Annotated in this window: 10 protein-coding genes and 4 pseudogenes; 6 read left to right on the top strand and 8 right to left on the bottom strand. The window is 67.9% G+C overall.

The genetic code is table 11. From position 1 onward, the window contains the following. Window positions 1–84 precede the first annotated feature (84 nt). Window positions 85–667: pseudogene (locus MRBLMG1_RS28435) on the bottom strand (transposase family protein); the annotation flags it as partial. 4 nt (window positions 668–671) lie between these two features. Continuing rightward, window positions 672–785, bottom strand: a pseudogene (locus MRBLMG1_RS28430) (IS5/IS1182 family transposase); the annotation flags it as partial. Between MRBLMG1_RS28430 and MRBLMG1_RS28425 the strand changes: the two are divergent. Continuing rightward, window positions 783–977, top strand: a pseudogene (locus MRBLMG1_RS28425) (IS5/IS1182 family transposase); the annotation flags it as partial. The pseudogenes MRBLMG1_RS28430 and MRBLMG1_RS28425 overlap by 3 nt on opposite strands. 572 nt (window positions 978–1,549) lie before the next feature. On the opposite strand, the gene MRBLMG1_RS28415 reads toward MRBLMG1_RS28425, so the two are convergent. After that, complete coding sequence (locus tag MRBLMG1_RS28415) at window positions 1,550–2,029, bottom strand: RICIN domain-containing protein (protein ID WP_367826989.1); 480 nt, start codon at window positions 2,027–2,029, stop codon at window positions 1,550–1,552. 151 nt (window positions 2,030–2,180) lie between these two features. Next, window positions 2,181–2,696 (bottom strand): RICIN domain-containing protein, encoded by a 516-nt coding sequence (locus MRBLMG1_RS28410; RefSeq protein WP_367826988.1) that lies wholly within the window; start codon window positions 2,694–2,696, stop codon window positions 2,181–2,183. Window positions 2,697–3,229: 533 nt separating this feature from the next. Between MRBLMG1_RS28410 and MRBLMG1_RS28405 the strand changes: the two are divergent. From MRBLMG1_RS28405 to MRBLMG1_RS28390, 4 genes and pseudogenes are all read left to right on the top strand, one after another. After that, window positions 3,230–3,364, top strand: a pseudogene (locus tag MRBLMG1_RS28405) (oxidoreductase); the annotation flags it as partial. Between the two features lie 254 nt (window positions 3,365–3,618). Next, complete coding sequence (locus MRBLMG1_RS28400; protein ID WP_367826987.1) at window positions 3,619–4,002, top strand: hypothetical protein; 384 nt, start codon at window positions 3,619–3,621, stop codon at window positions 4,000–4,002. A gap of 534 nt (window positions 4,003–4,536) precedes the next feature. Further along, window positions 4,537–5,376 (top strand): class II glutamine amidotransferase, encoded by an 840-nt coding sequence (locus tag MRBLMG1_RS28395; protein WP_367826986.1) that lies wholly within the window; start codon window positions 4,537–4,539, stop codon window positions 5,374–5,376. A gap of 232 nt (window positions 5,377–5,608) precedes the next feature. Further along, window positions 5,609–6,073, top strand: coding sequence for a hypothetical protein (locus tag MRBLMG1_RS28390; protein ID WP_367826985.1), 465 nt, complete (start codon window positions 5,609–5,611; stop codon window positions 6,071–6,073). 68 nt (window positions 6,074–6,141) lie between these two features. On the opposite strand, the gene MRBLMG1_RS28385 is transcribed toward MRBLMG1_RS28390, so the two are convergent. The 4 genes from MRBLMG1_RS28385 to MRBLMG1_RS28370 all read right to left on the bottom strand — a co-directional run bounded on the left by MRBLMG1_RS28385 (window position 6,142) and on the right by MRBLMG1_RS28370 (window position 10,934). Then, window positions 6,142–6,579 carry an NUDIX hydrolase gene (locus MRBLMG1_RS28385; RefSeq protein ID WP_367826984.1) on the bottom strand — a complete coding sequence of 146 codons (438 nt, stop codon included), beginning with the start codon at window positions 6,577–6,579 and terminating at the stop codon, window positions 6,142–6,144. Window positions 6,580–6,609: 30 nt separating this feature from the next. Then, window positions 6,610–6,882 carry an SDR family oxidoreductase gene (locus tag MRBLMG1_RS28380; protein ID WP_367826983.1) on the bottom strand — a complete coding sequence of 91 codons (273 nt, stop codon included), beginning with the start codon at window positions 6,880–6,882 and terminating at the stop codon, window positions 6,610–6,612. A 210-nt stretch (window positions 6,883–7,092) separates the two neighbouring features. After that, window positions 7,093–8,088: an alpha/beta hydrolase gene (locus MRBLMG1_RS28375; protein WP_367826982.1), complete on the bottom strand. Its 996-nt coding sequence runs from the start codon at window positions 8,086–8,088 to the stop codon at window positions 7,093–7,095. Window positions 8,089–8,150: 62 nt separating this feature from the next. Further along, window positions 8,151–10,934, bottom strand: a complete 2,784-nt coding sequence (locus MRBLMG1_RS28370) for a helix-turn-helix transcriptional regulator (RefSeq protein WP_367826981.1) — start codon at window positions 10,932–10,934, stop codon at window positions 8,151–8,153. A 630-nt stretch (window positions 10,935–11,564) separates the two neighbouring features. On the opposite strand from MRBLMG1_RS28370, the gene MRBLMG1_RS28365 reads away from it, so the two are divergent. Next, the gene (locus MRBLMG1_RS28365) at window positions 11,565–12,557 is read left to right on the top strand and encodes a helix-turn-helix domain-containing protein (protein WP_367826980.1); all 993 of its coding nucleotides are present in this window, start codon (window positions 11,565–11,567) and stop codon (window positions 12,555–12,557) included. Window positions 12,558–12,607: the final 50 nt, after the last annotated feature.

The following is a 12,607-nucleotide window of genomic DNA, read 5'->3' as shown; positions in this document are numbered from 1 at the left end:
GTGCACGTAGGCCTCGTCACCGCAGGAACCCTCGAAGCCGCGCGGCCGCCTAAAGCGTGTTGCAGAAGGTTGCGTCCGGGCAGGTCAGGGCCGGTTTTCGGGCGGGTCTGGCCATGCGGTGAGGGCGAGGTTGTGCATGTGGGCGACGGCCTGGACCGCGTAGTGGAGGCCGTTGCCGCGCTGTCGGCAGTCGGCAGTCGGCAGTCGCGGAGGATCTTGTAGTGCTTCATGCGGGCGAAGGCGTGCTCGACACGGGCCCGGACCTTGCGGTGCTCGGCGTTGTCTTCCTCCTCACCCGGCAGCAGGGCCCGGCCCGGGCGTTTGCGGTGCGGCACGAGGAGCCCGGTGTTGATGTAGGCGCCGTCGGCCAGCACCGTCACGCCCTCGCAGACGGCGGCCAGGCCGAAGCCCCGCCAGGCTTTCGCGCCCGCGGTGTTGCCGGGCACCGGCCGGACCCCAGCGATGACCAGCTTCGTGTCGGCATCGATGATGACCTGCCCGTTCGCCGAGAACCGGTAGTTGCGTGAAGACGCCCCGGTCCTGCGGTCGCGGACCGGGATCAGGGTGCCGTCCACGATCCACAGCCGGTCGACCGCGTCGGCCGGACGTGCGGCCGGCTCGATCGCGGACGCAGCCGCTGGATCACCCGGCAGACCGTCGCCGGCGAGCAGGGCTCGGACCTGCTTGTGGGTCTTGTTGTGGGCCTTCTTCCAGTCGGGTAGTTCCTCGCCGGGGCTGCGGCGGTGCGGCATCACCAGTCCTGTGCCCGGGTAGCCGCCATCGGCGAACTTCCCTTCCTCGAACACAACGAACGCCAGCGACACGAGCGCTCCTCACAGCGGATCACCGTCGAACACGCCCTCGCCGACCACAAACGCTGGAAACAACTGACGCGCTGGACCCACCGCAGAGAGAACCTTCCTGCCACCTACCAAGCCATCGCCGCCCTCGTCTCCGACCGCAACATCACCGCCTGAAGACGGCACTGAACAGGGCAGACATGTCCCACCCGCTATCACGCACCAACTCGTAAGGACGTGAGGTGGAGGTTTGCCTGCCGGTACGGTCCACGCGTGGTTCTTGGCCCGGCCGCGGGGCTGGCGTAATCAGGCGTGGGAGACCGACCACGTACAGGCGCCGGTGCTGGTCGATGTGGACGGCCATGCCCGCAGCCCGTGGGTCACGTGGTTCACCGATTGCGCGACGAACGCGATCACGGGGGTGGCGGTCACGCCGGGGCATCCGTCACGGGAGTCGGTACTGGCGGGCTCGCTGGGAGACGGTTCGGCCCGGCGGGCTCGTCGTGGTCCTCGCGCACAGCAGGTTCGACGGTACGCCGAGCAGGCGGCGAGCGCTGCTGGTGGGACCCGGGCATCGTCCTGTGCGAGGACTACGACGGCCTCGCCCGCGGCAACCATCACCGCGACAGCATCTCGTGGTCCGATGGCCTGTGACGGAGCGTGAGTTCCATCAGCTAGCCCTGGGCGGGAGTCGGTCACGACGGGTGCGGGGTGAAAGCGTGGACCGCTCACACCCCGCCGCGGAATCGTCAGTAGACCAGGCCCCACGCCTGGGCGGTGTTGAACTCCGGGTTGCAGGTCCACAGGGTCAGCCAGGTTCCGTTGGCCGAGGAGTTGCCCTTGTTCGTGATGCACTTGCCCCCGAACTTGGTCCAGGTCCGCTCGGAGTTGCCGATGAACACCTGCGGGCTGGTGTCGCTCCAGTCGCAGGTCCACAGGGTCAGGACCGTACCGTTGGTGGCGGAGGCGTTGCCGCGCGGTGTCAGGCACTTGCCACTGACGTCGTGCACGATGTGCTGGTTGAGCCAGTGCCAGTTCTGCAGGTTGCTGCCCGTGCAGGACCAGACGGTGATGACTGCCCCGTTGGCGGTGCTGTTGCCCTCGGGTGTGGCGCAGCTGCCCAGGTTGTAGAGCCGGTTGCCGGCGGCGTTGGCCGTGCCGGTCGACAGGACACTGACGCCGAGCGCGGTGAGTAGTGCGATGAGTAGGGCGGACGCCTTGCGTATCATCTCGGTCTTCCTCGAAGGTTGCCGACCCCGCGGGCGGGGGTGGCGGTGATGTGCTGGTTGCCGGCCGGAAGGGCGGGGTCGTCTCCGCGCGGATCCGCACAGGGCGGACATCGTCACTACCATCCGGGACCCATCAGCCCCAAAGGGGCTACTACGCGTAGTTGAAGACCCACTGCTGCTCGGTGGGGTAGTCGCTGGCGCAGCGCCACAGGGTGAGGTAGGTGCCGTTGGCGTGGCTGCCGCCCTTGTTCGTCAGGCAGCGGTAGTCCGGGCCCGAGTACGCGGTCCAGGTCCAGCCCTGGCTGTAGTCGAACAGCTGCGGGTAGTTGGTGCTGCTGGTGTCGCAGTCCCACAGGGTCAGGACGGCGCCGTCGGTCTTGTAGCCGTTGCCGGACGGGGTCAGGCACCTACCGCTCGCCCTGTTCACGATCTGGTAGCTCCCCCCATCCATTCGGATCTCCCAGTGCTGGAGCGGGGAGCCGGTGCAGTCCCACAGGGTGATGATCGTTCCGTTGGAAGTGCCGTTGCCCTTCGGAGTGGCGCACTTCCCCGAGTACTTGTTCTTCAGCACGTGGTACGTCGCGGCGTCCGCATCAGCGGCGGTCGAGACGTTCATGGTGAACACGACCAGGAGGGCCGCGAAGACGGCCAGTATGGACTTACGCATGATCAGCTTTCTCAAATGAAGCACGTAGTCGCGCTTCCTTCCACGTGGCGCACGAAGCGCCAGCACGACGGCCTGCGGCCGACTCCACTGTCCGCGCCGCGCGGCCATGAGCGCAGATCATGAGGATCGACGCGGCATGGCAGCGTTCGTCGCCCGGGCGGGTGTCCGGCAACAGTGAATCTAGGGCCGGACGGAACGTCAGGGTGTGCGGAGCACGCAGCTTTTCTGTGCAACGGGTGCAGCTCGGCAGAGGCCCGCGCCGCTTCCCGTGGGGGATCTCCGGAGTGCGGGGGCCCAGAGTGCGGGCGTCGTCAGGCTTGCCGGCGCGGTGTCCCTGGACGGCGTCCAGGGACAGGTCCAGCAGGAACTCGGGGCCGGCTGATCTGGGGCCGACCGGGGCTTGGTCGGTCGGATGAAGGCGTATCCGTGCGTTCCTCACCGCTCCTGTCTGACGATCCCGCGGACTTTCACGCCTCACCGATCCCGCCAGGGGCCGCGTCCTCGTTCTCGGCGCCGGTTACGCCAGGGCCTCCGTGGCCGGGACCCTGGCGCGGCGGTTGGCGCCATCGCATGTCGAGATCATTGTGGTGAACGCCGAGCCGGAGTTCGTGCAGCGGTTGCCGCTGCACCAGCTCGCGGCCGGTCAGGAGATCGAGCCCCCGCCGCTCGCCACCAGCCCCGACATAGGATCGCTCGAAACGGCTCGCCCGCCCGACGACACGGGCCAGATCGCCACTCTCATCACCGTCGGCAGCTATGCCCAGCACATCCAGGCGGCCGGGCAGGGCCGCCCTTGACAAGACAGGCTCCGCTGGTCTCGAAATCGGATCCATATCCGCCGTTGCACGTTGAATAGTGGAACTTTTACCGGTTGAGCATCGTCGGAAGTGCAGCCACAACTCACATTCGACGAGACCGAGAAATGACGGGCAACTCCGAACTGCGCAAATTGCTCAGAGATCACGTTGCTCTCGGCTGTCTTGAGGATAGTGATCCGGTAAGGCTGGTTCTAGATTGCCGCGACCGCGCTAACCTCCATGGACATAAGCTGAGGCTCGACCCGGAGGCAATGGTGCCTGATCTGGCCCAAGTTCCACGCCAGAATGAAATCGGCCTATGGAATCTCGCGTGGGACAACGCCATTCGATCCGTCGACGCGTGCGCCTATCCGTACTCCGTATCCAGTGACCGCAACTTCCACGGCGTGACCCACTTCATTAACTTCCGCTGTTCCTTCAATGCGACCAGTTTCGGTTGCACGGCTTCAGCAATCAGGAATTGGGGAACGCTGCCCCCAGAATTCTGATTGCCGGGTGGCGGCGGTGGGCGCTGCGTCTGCTGGGTCGGACGTGGGCCGAATCGGTACGTCGATGTCCACTGCGGGTGGTGCTGATTTACCTCTGGTGTTCGGGGTCTCACGGCGTGAGGCAGACGGTTGCCCCACAGTAGGGGCGGAAGCATGCCGTGCGGTAGTTCCACTGGTGGGGGCGGAGTTGCCGCGGTGTGGAGGTCGGGGCCATGGAGGGCCAAGGGCGGCTATCGCGCTTTTATGAAGTGGGCTGTCCGGCAGGTGGTCAGAACAGCAGAAAGTGCCTCTGAACAGCGAGAATGAGGATGGTCGAGGTCCTTGTTCCTGCTGCCGCCGGAGGCACTTTCCAGGTGAAGAAGCGTATCGGGTCCTCCCCAAGCGTCCGCGTCGAGGGCGGTGGCCGTGGGGGGTGTCGCAGGCCGGAGCCGCACCGCTTGGGGGGCTGGTTGACAATGGGGTGGTGAGCGATGCCTGGCGGGGCTTGTTACGCCGAGGGGTCCCGCGGGTTCCGACGTCCGAAGGAGGTCGACCATGTGCCGATGGCTCGCCTACTGGGGCTCTCCCATCCGGCTGACGGATGTGCTCTACACGCCCGTCCACTCGCTGATCGATCAGAGTCTGCACTCCAAGCTCGGTGCCGAGACGACCAACGGCGACGGCTTCGGCATCGGCTGGTACGACGAGGGCACCGATGCGCCGGGGGTGTTCCGCAGCACCGAGCCGGCGTGGAACGACACGAACCTGCGCGAGTTGTCGGCGCACACCACCTCGCCACTGTTCTTCGCGCACATCCGCGCCGCCATCGGTTCGTCCGTCCAGCAGACGAACTGCCACCCGTTCCGGCACGGGCGGTGGCTGTGGATGCACAACGGCTTCATCGACGGGCTCACAGACATCAAACGCGATCTCGCCTTCGCGGTCGACCCCGCGCTCTACCTGAACATCGGCGGCACGACCGACACCGAGCTGATGTTCTACCTGGCTCTGACCTTCGGCCTCGAAGACGACCCTCCGAGCGCTGTCGCACGCACGATCGGGCTGGTCGAGACGCTCGGCCGCGAACACGGTCACCAGTCGCCCTTCCAGGGGACGATCGCGACCAGCGACGGCGAGACCCTATGGGCGTTCCGGTACTCCAGCGTGGGCCAGACCCGGTCGCTGTACTTCAACCGCAGCGTCCCGCAGCTGCGGGACCTGTTTCCCGACCGGGCCGCCCGCCTTGAGAGCGTGGCCGACGACGCGCGCCTGGTGGTCTCCGAACCGGTCGGCGACCTGCCGGGCGCCTGGATCGAGGTTCCGGAGGCCACCTACGGCGTGGTCGGCAAGGGCCGGGAGGAACTGCTCCCCTTCGCCCCCCAGGCCGCGGCCTGAACGCCGGGGGCGCGAGGCGGGCTTCTCATCGCGCCCCCTGGCGAGCTCCCGACGGACGGCGGCACGATGACCGTCCACGCCCTCCAGGCACCCGGCAGCGGCGGCCGACTGTCCCCGGCGGAGGTCCGCGAGGCGAACCTGAACGCCCCGCCGTTCCACGCGAACGGGATGCCGGACATCCACCCGCCCACCGAGGGCCTGGTGGCACCGGAGCCCTGTACGGGGCTGCCACGTGCAGGCGAAGGACGACGCCTGGCTCCAGGAGTCCCTGGCCCACACCACGGCGGCAGGTCTCATGGCCTTCACCGGCTCCGGCCACGCCACCGCCCGCCACCTGACCGACCGGCAGGGCCGCAAACGCTTCACCGGCCTCGAACACGCGGCCGGCATGAGCGTCCAGGACGCCGCCCACGTCCTCTTCGGCGACGCGTACGTCGGCACCGACCACGTCTTCCGCCTCAACGGCCCCCGCGTCGAGGCGTTCTCCGGCGTGGACGAGGAGGTCTTCCGGCTTCTCGCCAGGGGCGACGTCGAGGAGTACCGCGCCCTCGTCCACGCGAGCCGCCACGTCCGCCCCCGCCTCACCTTCGACAAGGACTGGGGCGGCCCCGTCTCCGTACACGCCGACGGATCGGTCCTCGCCCTGCGGCTACTGCCGGGACAGGACGAAGAACCTCGTCCGGGCTCCACCCGCTGACACCGGAAGGCCGTCGGAGCCGGCTCTTCTGAGAGCTGCCCGGGCGGCTGCGTAATGCACGTGCAGGCTCAGAGCGATGCCTCGGCTCCGAGGCTTCCGGCACTGATGGCTCCCCGCAGGACGCGGGTGATCTCCTCGGGCTTGAGGTCGATGCCGTCGAGACCGTCCAAGGTGAGCGGGACCTCCTCCAGGGCGTATTCGCCGCGGCCTTCGGCGCTGAACTCGGGACCGGTGCGGTCGTCGAAGGACCAGGTGGCGATGCGGGCGAGGTAGAAGAGCTGGCGCTCGTCGTCGGCCTCCATCGTGTGGAGGAGGCGGACGATGTCGGCCTTACCCGCGATCTCCTCGTGGATCTCCCGGTGGAGGGCGGCCTCCCGCGACTCGTCGCCGGGCTCGACACCCCCGCCGGGCAGGACCCAGTACTCGGGGATGCCGGGCCTGGTGCGGCGAATGACCAGCATCGTGTCGTCGGCGGTGATGAGGACGGCGCGGACTCGTTCGATCATTTCGGTTCGTCTCCTTGCTTGTTGACGGTCTCAGTGCAGCAGCCAGCCGCCGTCGACGTGGACGGACTGCCCTGTGATGAACGAGGCGGTGGGGGCCCACGAGAAACGCCACCAGGGCAGCGACATCCTCGAGCCTGCCACGGCGCGGGACGCACTGGCGCTTGATCTGGTCCTCCGGCCGCTCGCGGTACTGGGCGGGGAGGTGTTCTCGGCCTCGACCTGGATCGCTCCGGGCAGGACCGAGTTGACGCAGATCCCGTACGGGCCCAGTGCCCGGGCGAGAGAGCGTGACAGGCCGGCCACGGAGATTGGCGGGACCGGCGGCGCGGTCGTCCTCCTGGACGACCTGCACGCCGCCGACGCAGGCACACACCACCTCCTCGTCCGGCTGGCGCGTTCGCCGTACCGCTGGGCCTGTTGGCAGACAGCTCTTCCGCTGGGGCTGCCATGTGCTCGGCCTTGGACTTCTCATTGGCCGTTGATCCAGTGAGAGCGCGGTTCGCCTCCCCGCTGTCACTGCCCGGTAGTGAGAGCCTCGTTGAGGAAGGCACCGCCTTGGCGGATGGCGGCCTTGGTGGGAGGACTGTCGCGTAGAGCGTTCAGAGACGCGAAGTCGTGGACCGTTCCGAGGTAGCGGACGGCGGTCACGGCCACACCTGCTTGCTGTAGCTGGCGGGCGTACTGTTCACCCTCGTCCCGAACGACGTCGGCCTCGGCTGTGACGACCAGTGCGGGGGGCAGGCCCGCGAGTTCGGCGGTCGTCGCCCGTAGCGGGGAGGCCGTGGCTTCGGCGAGTTCTCGATCGTCGTCCGTGTACTGCTGCCAGTACCAGTCGAGGGCCTTGGTGGTGAGGAGGTAGCCGGACCCGAAGTGGGTCCGCGAGGCGGTGTCGCAGTGCGGGGCGGTCATCGGGTAGTAGAGCAGTTGTGCGCGTATGCGAGGACCGCCGCGTTGCTTGGCCATGAGGGTGAGCGCTGTGGCCATGGTGGCGCCCGCGCAGTCGCCGGCCACCGCCAGCCTCCGACTGTCCAGTGCGAAGTCCGAGGCGTTGTCGGTCAGCCAGGTCAGTACGGCGTACAGCTCTTCGAGCGCTACTGGGTACCGGGCCTCGGGAGTGCGCGTGTACTCGGGAACCACGAACACGGCTTCGCTGGCGGTCACGAGTTCACAGATCATCCGGGTGTGGGTCTGCGCGTCACCGAGCATCCACCTGCCCCCGTGGACGTAAAGGACCACGGGGAGCGGGCCGCTCCGCGCTGCGGGGCGGAAGGTCCAGAAGCCGGCGAGTCCGGAGGGGCCGACCGGCGCCGCCCAGAACTCGGCGTCCACCGGGAAGTCGTCAAACAGGTGCCCCTGGGCTTCCAGAAGTGCCTCCCGGCCGTCGACCGGGCCGAGCTGATGCAGGTACGGGGGGTCCGCCGAGGCGTCGACCAACCGTTGGACGACGGGGTCGAGGACCACGGCGGGGCGATCGGGGCCGCCTTCGCCGGTGACGGGCTTGCGCTCCACACGCCTCACCTCTCCTTCCTCGTAGCGATCGGAAATCTATCCGCCGGTCGGCTTGTCGTCGTTCACAGGACACCGAAGACGTCGCGGAGTTGGTGGCGGCTGCTGACGCCGAGCTTCGGGTACACCTGGTAGAGATGCGAGCCGATCGTGCGGGGGGACAGCTTGAGCTTCTCTCCGATCTCCCTGTTGCCCAGGCCCTGTGCCGCCAGCCGTACGATCTGCTGCTGCTGGGCGGTCAGTTCCGACAGCGGATCGGGCCGGTCGGACGGCGCGGCGACGCCGCTCGCCCGAAGTTCGGCCCTCGCCTCGTCCGCCAGGGCGGTGGCACCAAGCCGGGAGAACGCCTCCATTGCCGAGGCCAGGATCGGGCGGGCGTCCAGCGGGCGCCGGCGTCTGCGCAGCCACTGGGCGTAGTGAAGCCGGGCCTGCGCACGGGCGAGCGGCCACTGGTCACCGGCCGGGTTGACCAGGGCCAGGCGGAAGTGGTGCTCTGCCTGCGTCGGGTCGCCGACCAACGCGGTGGCGTGGTGCAGGAGCAGCGTCATTCGCGTTGTCGTATGCGGTCCCAGCGCCTTGCGTACCGCCTCGACGAGAGGCCCGACTTCCTCCTGGTGTCCGGTCCGCTGGGCGACCGCGGCGAGGTCGGCGATGGACCTGTGAGAGAGGAAGTAGTGCAGGGGAGTGCCGTCCTGGTGGAACAGTTGCCGGAAGTGGCGCAGCGCCCCGTCGTAGTCGCCCGCGGCTGTCGCGGCGGTGCCTGCCGCGCGCAGCAGTCGGGCGTGGGTGGCAGTGTTCTCCTCCAGGTTGACGACCGTCCACGCGGGATCCATCAGGATCCCGGCATCGGCGGAGCGGCCGCGCAGGGCTCGCAGCGTCACGCGCAGGGCTTCGATGTCGACTTCGATGTGCTTCATCTTCTGGACGGCGGCCAGGGTAGCCGCCTCGTCCAGCAGTTCGTCGGCCTCTGTCCACCGTCCGACATCGATCAGGGCTGAGCCCATTGCCGAGAGGGCGATTGCGCCCGTTCCGATGGCTCCGTACGAGCGGAGCATGGCGAACGCCCGCCGGAAGGTGTCCACGCACAGGTCGGACTCGTCGGCCCACCAGGCAACCGCGCCCAGTGTCTGCAATCGGATCATTTCCGCTATGCCCGTCAGCGGCTCCAGCAAGCTCGGCCGCCGGGTTCGGCTCAACAGGGCAGGGGCGTTCCTGGTCGGATCCGCTTCGCAGAGGATGACTGCCCGCAAAGCGTTGACGGCCTCGTCCGCAACCAGCTCGGAGTAGGTCGTACTGACGGCACTGGTCTCGATCGCTTCGAGGAGGGGAACCAGCGGGCGCCTGACCTCGGACAGGCCCGACTGGAAGGCCACCGCACCGATCACGGCGGTTATCGCCAGCGTTGTCCTGGCGTCCTGCGGCAGGTCTGGCTCCAGGGCGCCCATCAGGAGCTGGAACGCTTCCCGCTGATGGCCGGACATGGAAAGAGCCAGACCGGCCCCGTTCGCCGCGACGCCGAGCAGGTCGCGGTCCTCGGTCAGTGCGGTGACCTTGGAGTAGAGCTCGCGTACCCAGAACGTGTCGCCCGCGTTGTTGGCGGCTCTCAGTGCCTTGGCGTATCGGCGTGCCCGGTCCTCCAGAGCGGGACTGCACTCGGCGGACCGTTCCAGGGCCCGTGCGGCCGCGTAGAATCCACCACGCTGTTCGACGAGTTCGGCGGTGTCCTCCAGGGTCGCCGCCACGGATTCGTCCTGGCCGATGCAGGCTGCGGCCAGGTGCCAGGCCTGGCGGGCTGGATCGTCCTGATGCACGGCCGCGAGGTCGATGTGCGCTCGCTGGCGCAGGTGCGCCGGGGCGCCCTGGTAGGCGCCCGCGCGCACGAGCGGGTGCCGGAAACCCACCTGGCGGCCCGCAATCGTGATCAGCCCAGCCTCCTCCGCAGACGCCCATACCGACAGGTCCGTGCCAACTCCCGCTGCGGACATCAGGGTTTGCAGGTCCTCCTGGTCCGAGGAAGCCGCCGCGTAGAGCACCATCCGCTGGGTGATGGCGGGCAGCGCGCGCAACTGGGCGCAGAACATCTCCTGGATCCGCTGGGTCTGGGGCAGTACGCCGTCGGCCAGACCAAGAGGACTGCCGGCTCGCACGGAACGGCACAGTTCGATGATGGCCAGAGGATTGCCGTCGGCCTGCTCCAGCACCTCACTCCGGGCCCTGCCGGTAGGAGAATCGGGTTGCGCGTCCAGCAGGCGGGCCGCCGCCTGGACCGTCAGCGGCCCCAGCGACAGGACCGGCAGGTGCGCGACAGCAGAGTCCGGGGCTGCCAGCCCCCTGGCCGCAAGGAGCACCGTCACCGGCTCGGCCGCGAAACGGCGCAGCACGAACCCCAAGACGTCGAGGGAGTCTCGGTCGAAGAGCTGGACGTCATCCCCGAGCATCACGACAGGTCGATGGCGCGAGGCCTCGACCAGCAGGGTGAGGACGGCGACGCGCAGCAGCATCGGATCGGCGGGTCTGGTGATCGGGGCGAGGCCGAACGAGGTCTCCAGAACCTCCCGCAGATGGCCGGGAAGATCAGCGGCACCGGGCATGAGCGGAAGCAGCAACTGGTGCAGGGCCGCGAACGACTGCTGCGACTCCCCGTCAAAGCCCTGAGACCTCAGCACACACGCTCCGGTCCCCCGCGCGTGCTCGGCAGCGACCTCCAGCAACGACGTCTTCCCGCTGCCCGCCTCACCGGTGAGCAGCAGTGCTCGCGGGGCGCTGCGACCGTGCTCGATCGCGTCCAGGATCCGGCCGACCTCCGATTCCCTGCCCGCCAGCCCAGTGACGGGCTCCGGCCGACCCATCGTGCTGCGCCTAGTGCCCACGCTGCGCCTGAGTCGAAAGCAATCGGGGAAACGGCACGCAGGAAGGACCCGTCGGCTCGTTCATGGTGGGGATCCCTCGTTCCGTCAGCGTCCGAAATGCAATGCGCTCCCAGGCCCTGCCAGCCAGAAGAGAAAGCATACTATTGCCTCATTCAGGGCAACGAATGGGGACCCCTTCTGTCGAGCCCGTCGTAGAAGCAACGGACAAGGCCTGAACTCGCCAGGCCGGCCACCCGCTCACCGCTTCACACGGGATCTCGGCGTCCTGGTGGACGGTGACGTGCTTACCGCCATCGGCGGTGGAGTGTACGGCGTCGCCGACCGCCGGCGGGCCGCTGCTCTCCAGGAATACGCCGACGCGGGTGGCATGGGGACAGGGCGTGTCCCTGCGAAGGCTGCTCGCCTGAGCTCAGCGCGACCGCCGCGGGGCATGACGTACGGACCAGTCGACTGACTGATGCGCCTGCCCCGGTCGCCCGGCAGGCTGGGACACAGACAGATCCGATCTGCCGTCCGGCCCCCGACCAGCGGGATTCACTCCGGCAGCGCAGGCAGGCGATTCCCCTACGGATCTTCAACCGAGCGCCCGCGACGTCAAGGAGGAAGTCCGTGCCCGTTGTTCTCTCCACCGAGCCGCTGTCAGCTGCTGACCGGGCGGAGCGCTGGCATGAAGCGGTTTCCGGCACCTTCATGCCGATGGATGTGAATCTGCTGGAGAAGGAGCCGTCGCCCGGAACGATCGTCAGCAGCCGGCTCGGCACCCTGCACATCTCCCGTGTTCAGGCGGGACCACAGGTAGTGAAGCGCGACAAGCGCCACATCTCCCGCGACGGCTGCAGGTCACTGATCGTCAGCCTTCAGCAGCAGGGCATCACGACAAAGGAGCAGGACGGGCGGGAATCCGTGATAAGACCGGGAGAATTCTCCATCAGTGACTCGTCCCGCCAGTTCGGGGTTAAACTCGAAGGGGAATTCGCTTTCACCTCCTTCCATTTCCCTCGCGAAGAACTTCACGTGCGGGACAAGGATCTGCAGGCGTTGACTGCCACCACCTTCACCGGCGAGGAGGGCAGCGCTGCGCTCCTGGCGACCTTTCTCTCGCGCATGGCGCGCGAAGCCGATGGGTTCGACGACAGTGCCGGCCGGCGGGTCGCCGCCACCGCGCTCGATCTGATGGTGCTGCTCATCGACGAGCGCCGCGGGCGCTCTACTTCCGCGGGCACGCATGCCGCCGCCTCTCTTGAGCGTGTGAAGGACTACGTCATGCGCAACCTCGGTGATCCAGACCTGTCACCGTCCAGGATCGCCGAAGCGCACTTCATGTCGGTCCGCTACCTGCACAAGCTGTTTCAGCTCGAAGGCACGACCGTGGGCGGCTGGATCCGGACGCAGCGACTTGAACGGTGCCGTCGGGAACTCCTCCGACCCATGACCAGGGAGGTGGGGGTGGCGGCAATCGCCCAGCGCTGGGGTTTTGTGAGTCCCAGTCATTTCAGCCGGATCTTTCGAGCGGCCTACGGTACGACGCCCCGTGAATGGCAACTCCAGGGTCGACCCGGAGCACACTGCGGCAACACCGACGGTGCACCGACGGAAAAGTGACCCATGGCGGCAGCCCATAGCGTGGCGATCAGGAAACCGTTCCCGCCCCA

Source organism: Streptomyces sp. LMG1-1-1.1, from assembly GCF_040815545.1.
In the GTDB taxonomy this organism is placed as follows: Bacteria; Actinomycetota; Actinomycetes; order Streptomycetales; family Streptomycetaceae; genus Streptomyces.
Note: the sequence above shows the minus strand (reverse complement) of the source record. Positions and strands in the feature narration are given on the sequence as shown.

Bases quoted from the DNA above. Each gene is read 5' to 3' on its own strand.
- MRBLMG1_RS28370 (WP_367826981.1), bottom strand. From the start codon at position 10,934: ATGGGTCGGCCGGAGCCCGTCACTGGGCTGGCGGGCAGGGAATCGGAG.
- MRBLMG1_RS28415 (WP_367826989.1), bottom strand. From the start codon at position 2,029: ATGATACGCAAGGCGTCCGCCCTACTCATCGCACTACTCACCGCGCTC.
- MRBLMG1_RS28400 (WP_367826987.1), top strand. From the start codon at position 3,619: ATGACGGGCAACTCCGAACTGCGCAAATTGCTCAGAGATCACGTTGCT.
- MRBLMG1_RS28410 (WP_367826988.1), bottom strand. From the start codon at position 2,696: ATGCGTAAGTCCATACTGGCCGTCTTCGCGGCCCTCCTGGTCGTGTTC.
- MRBLMG1_RS28395 (WP_367826986.1), top strand. From the start codon at position 4,537: ATGTGCCGATGGCTCGCCTACTGGGGCTCTCCCATCCGGCTGACGGAT.
- MRBLMG1_RS28385 (WP_367826984.1), bottom strand. From the start codon at position 6,579: ATGATCGAACGAGTCCGCGCCGTCCTCATCACCGCCGACGACACGATG.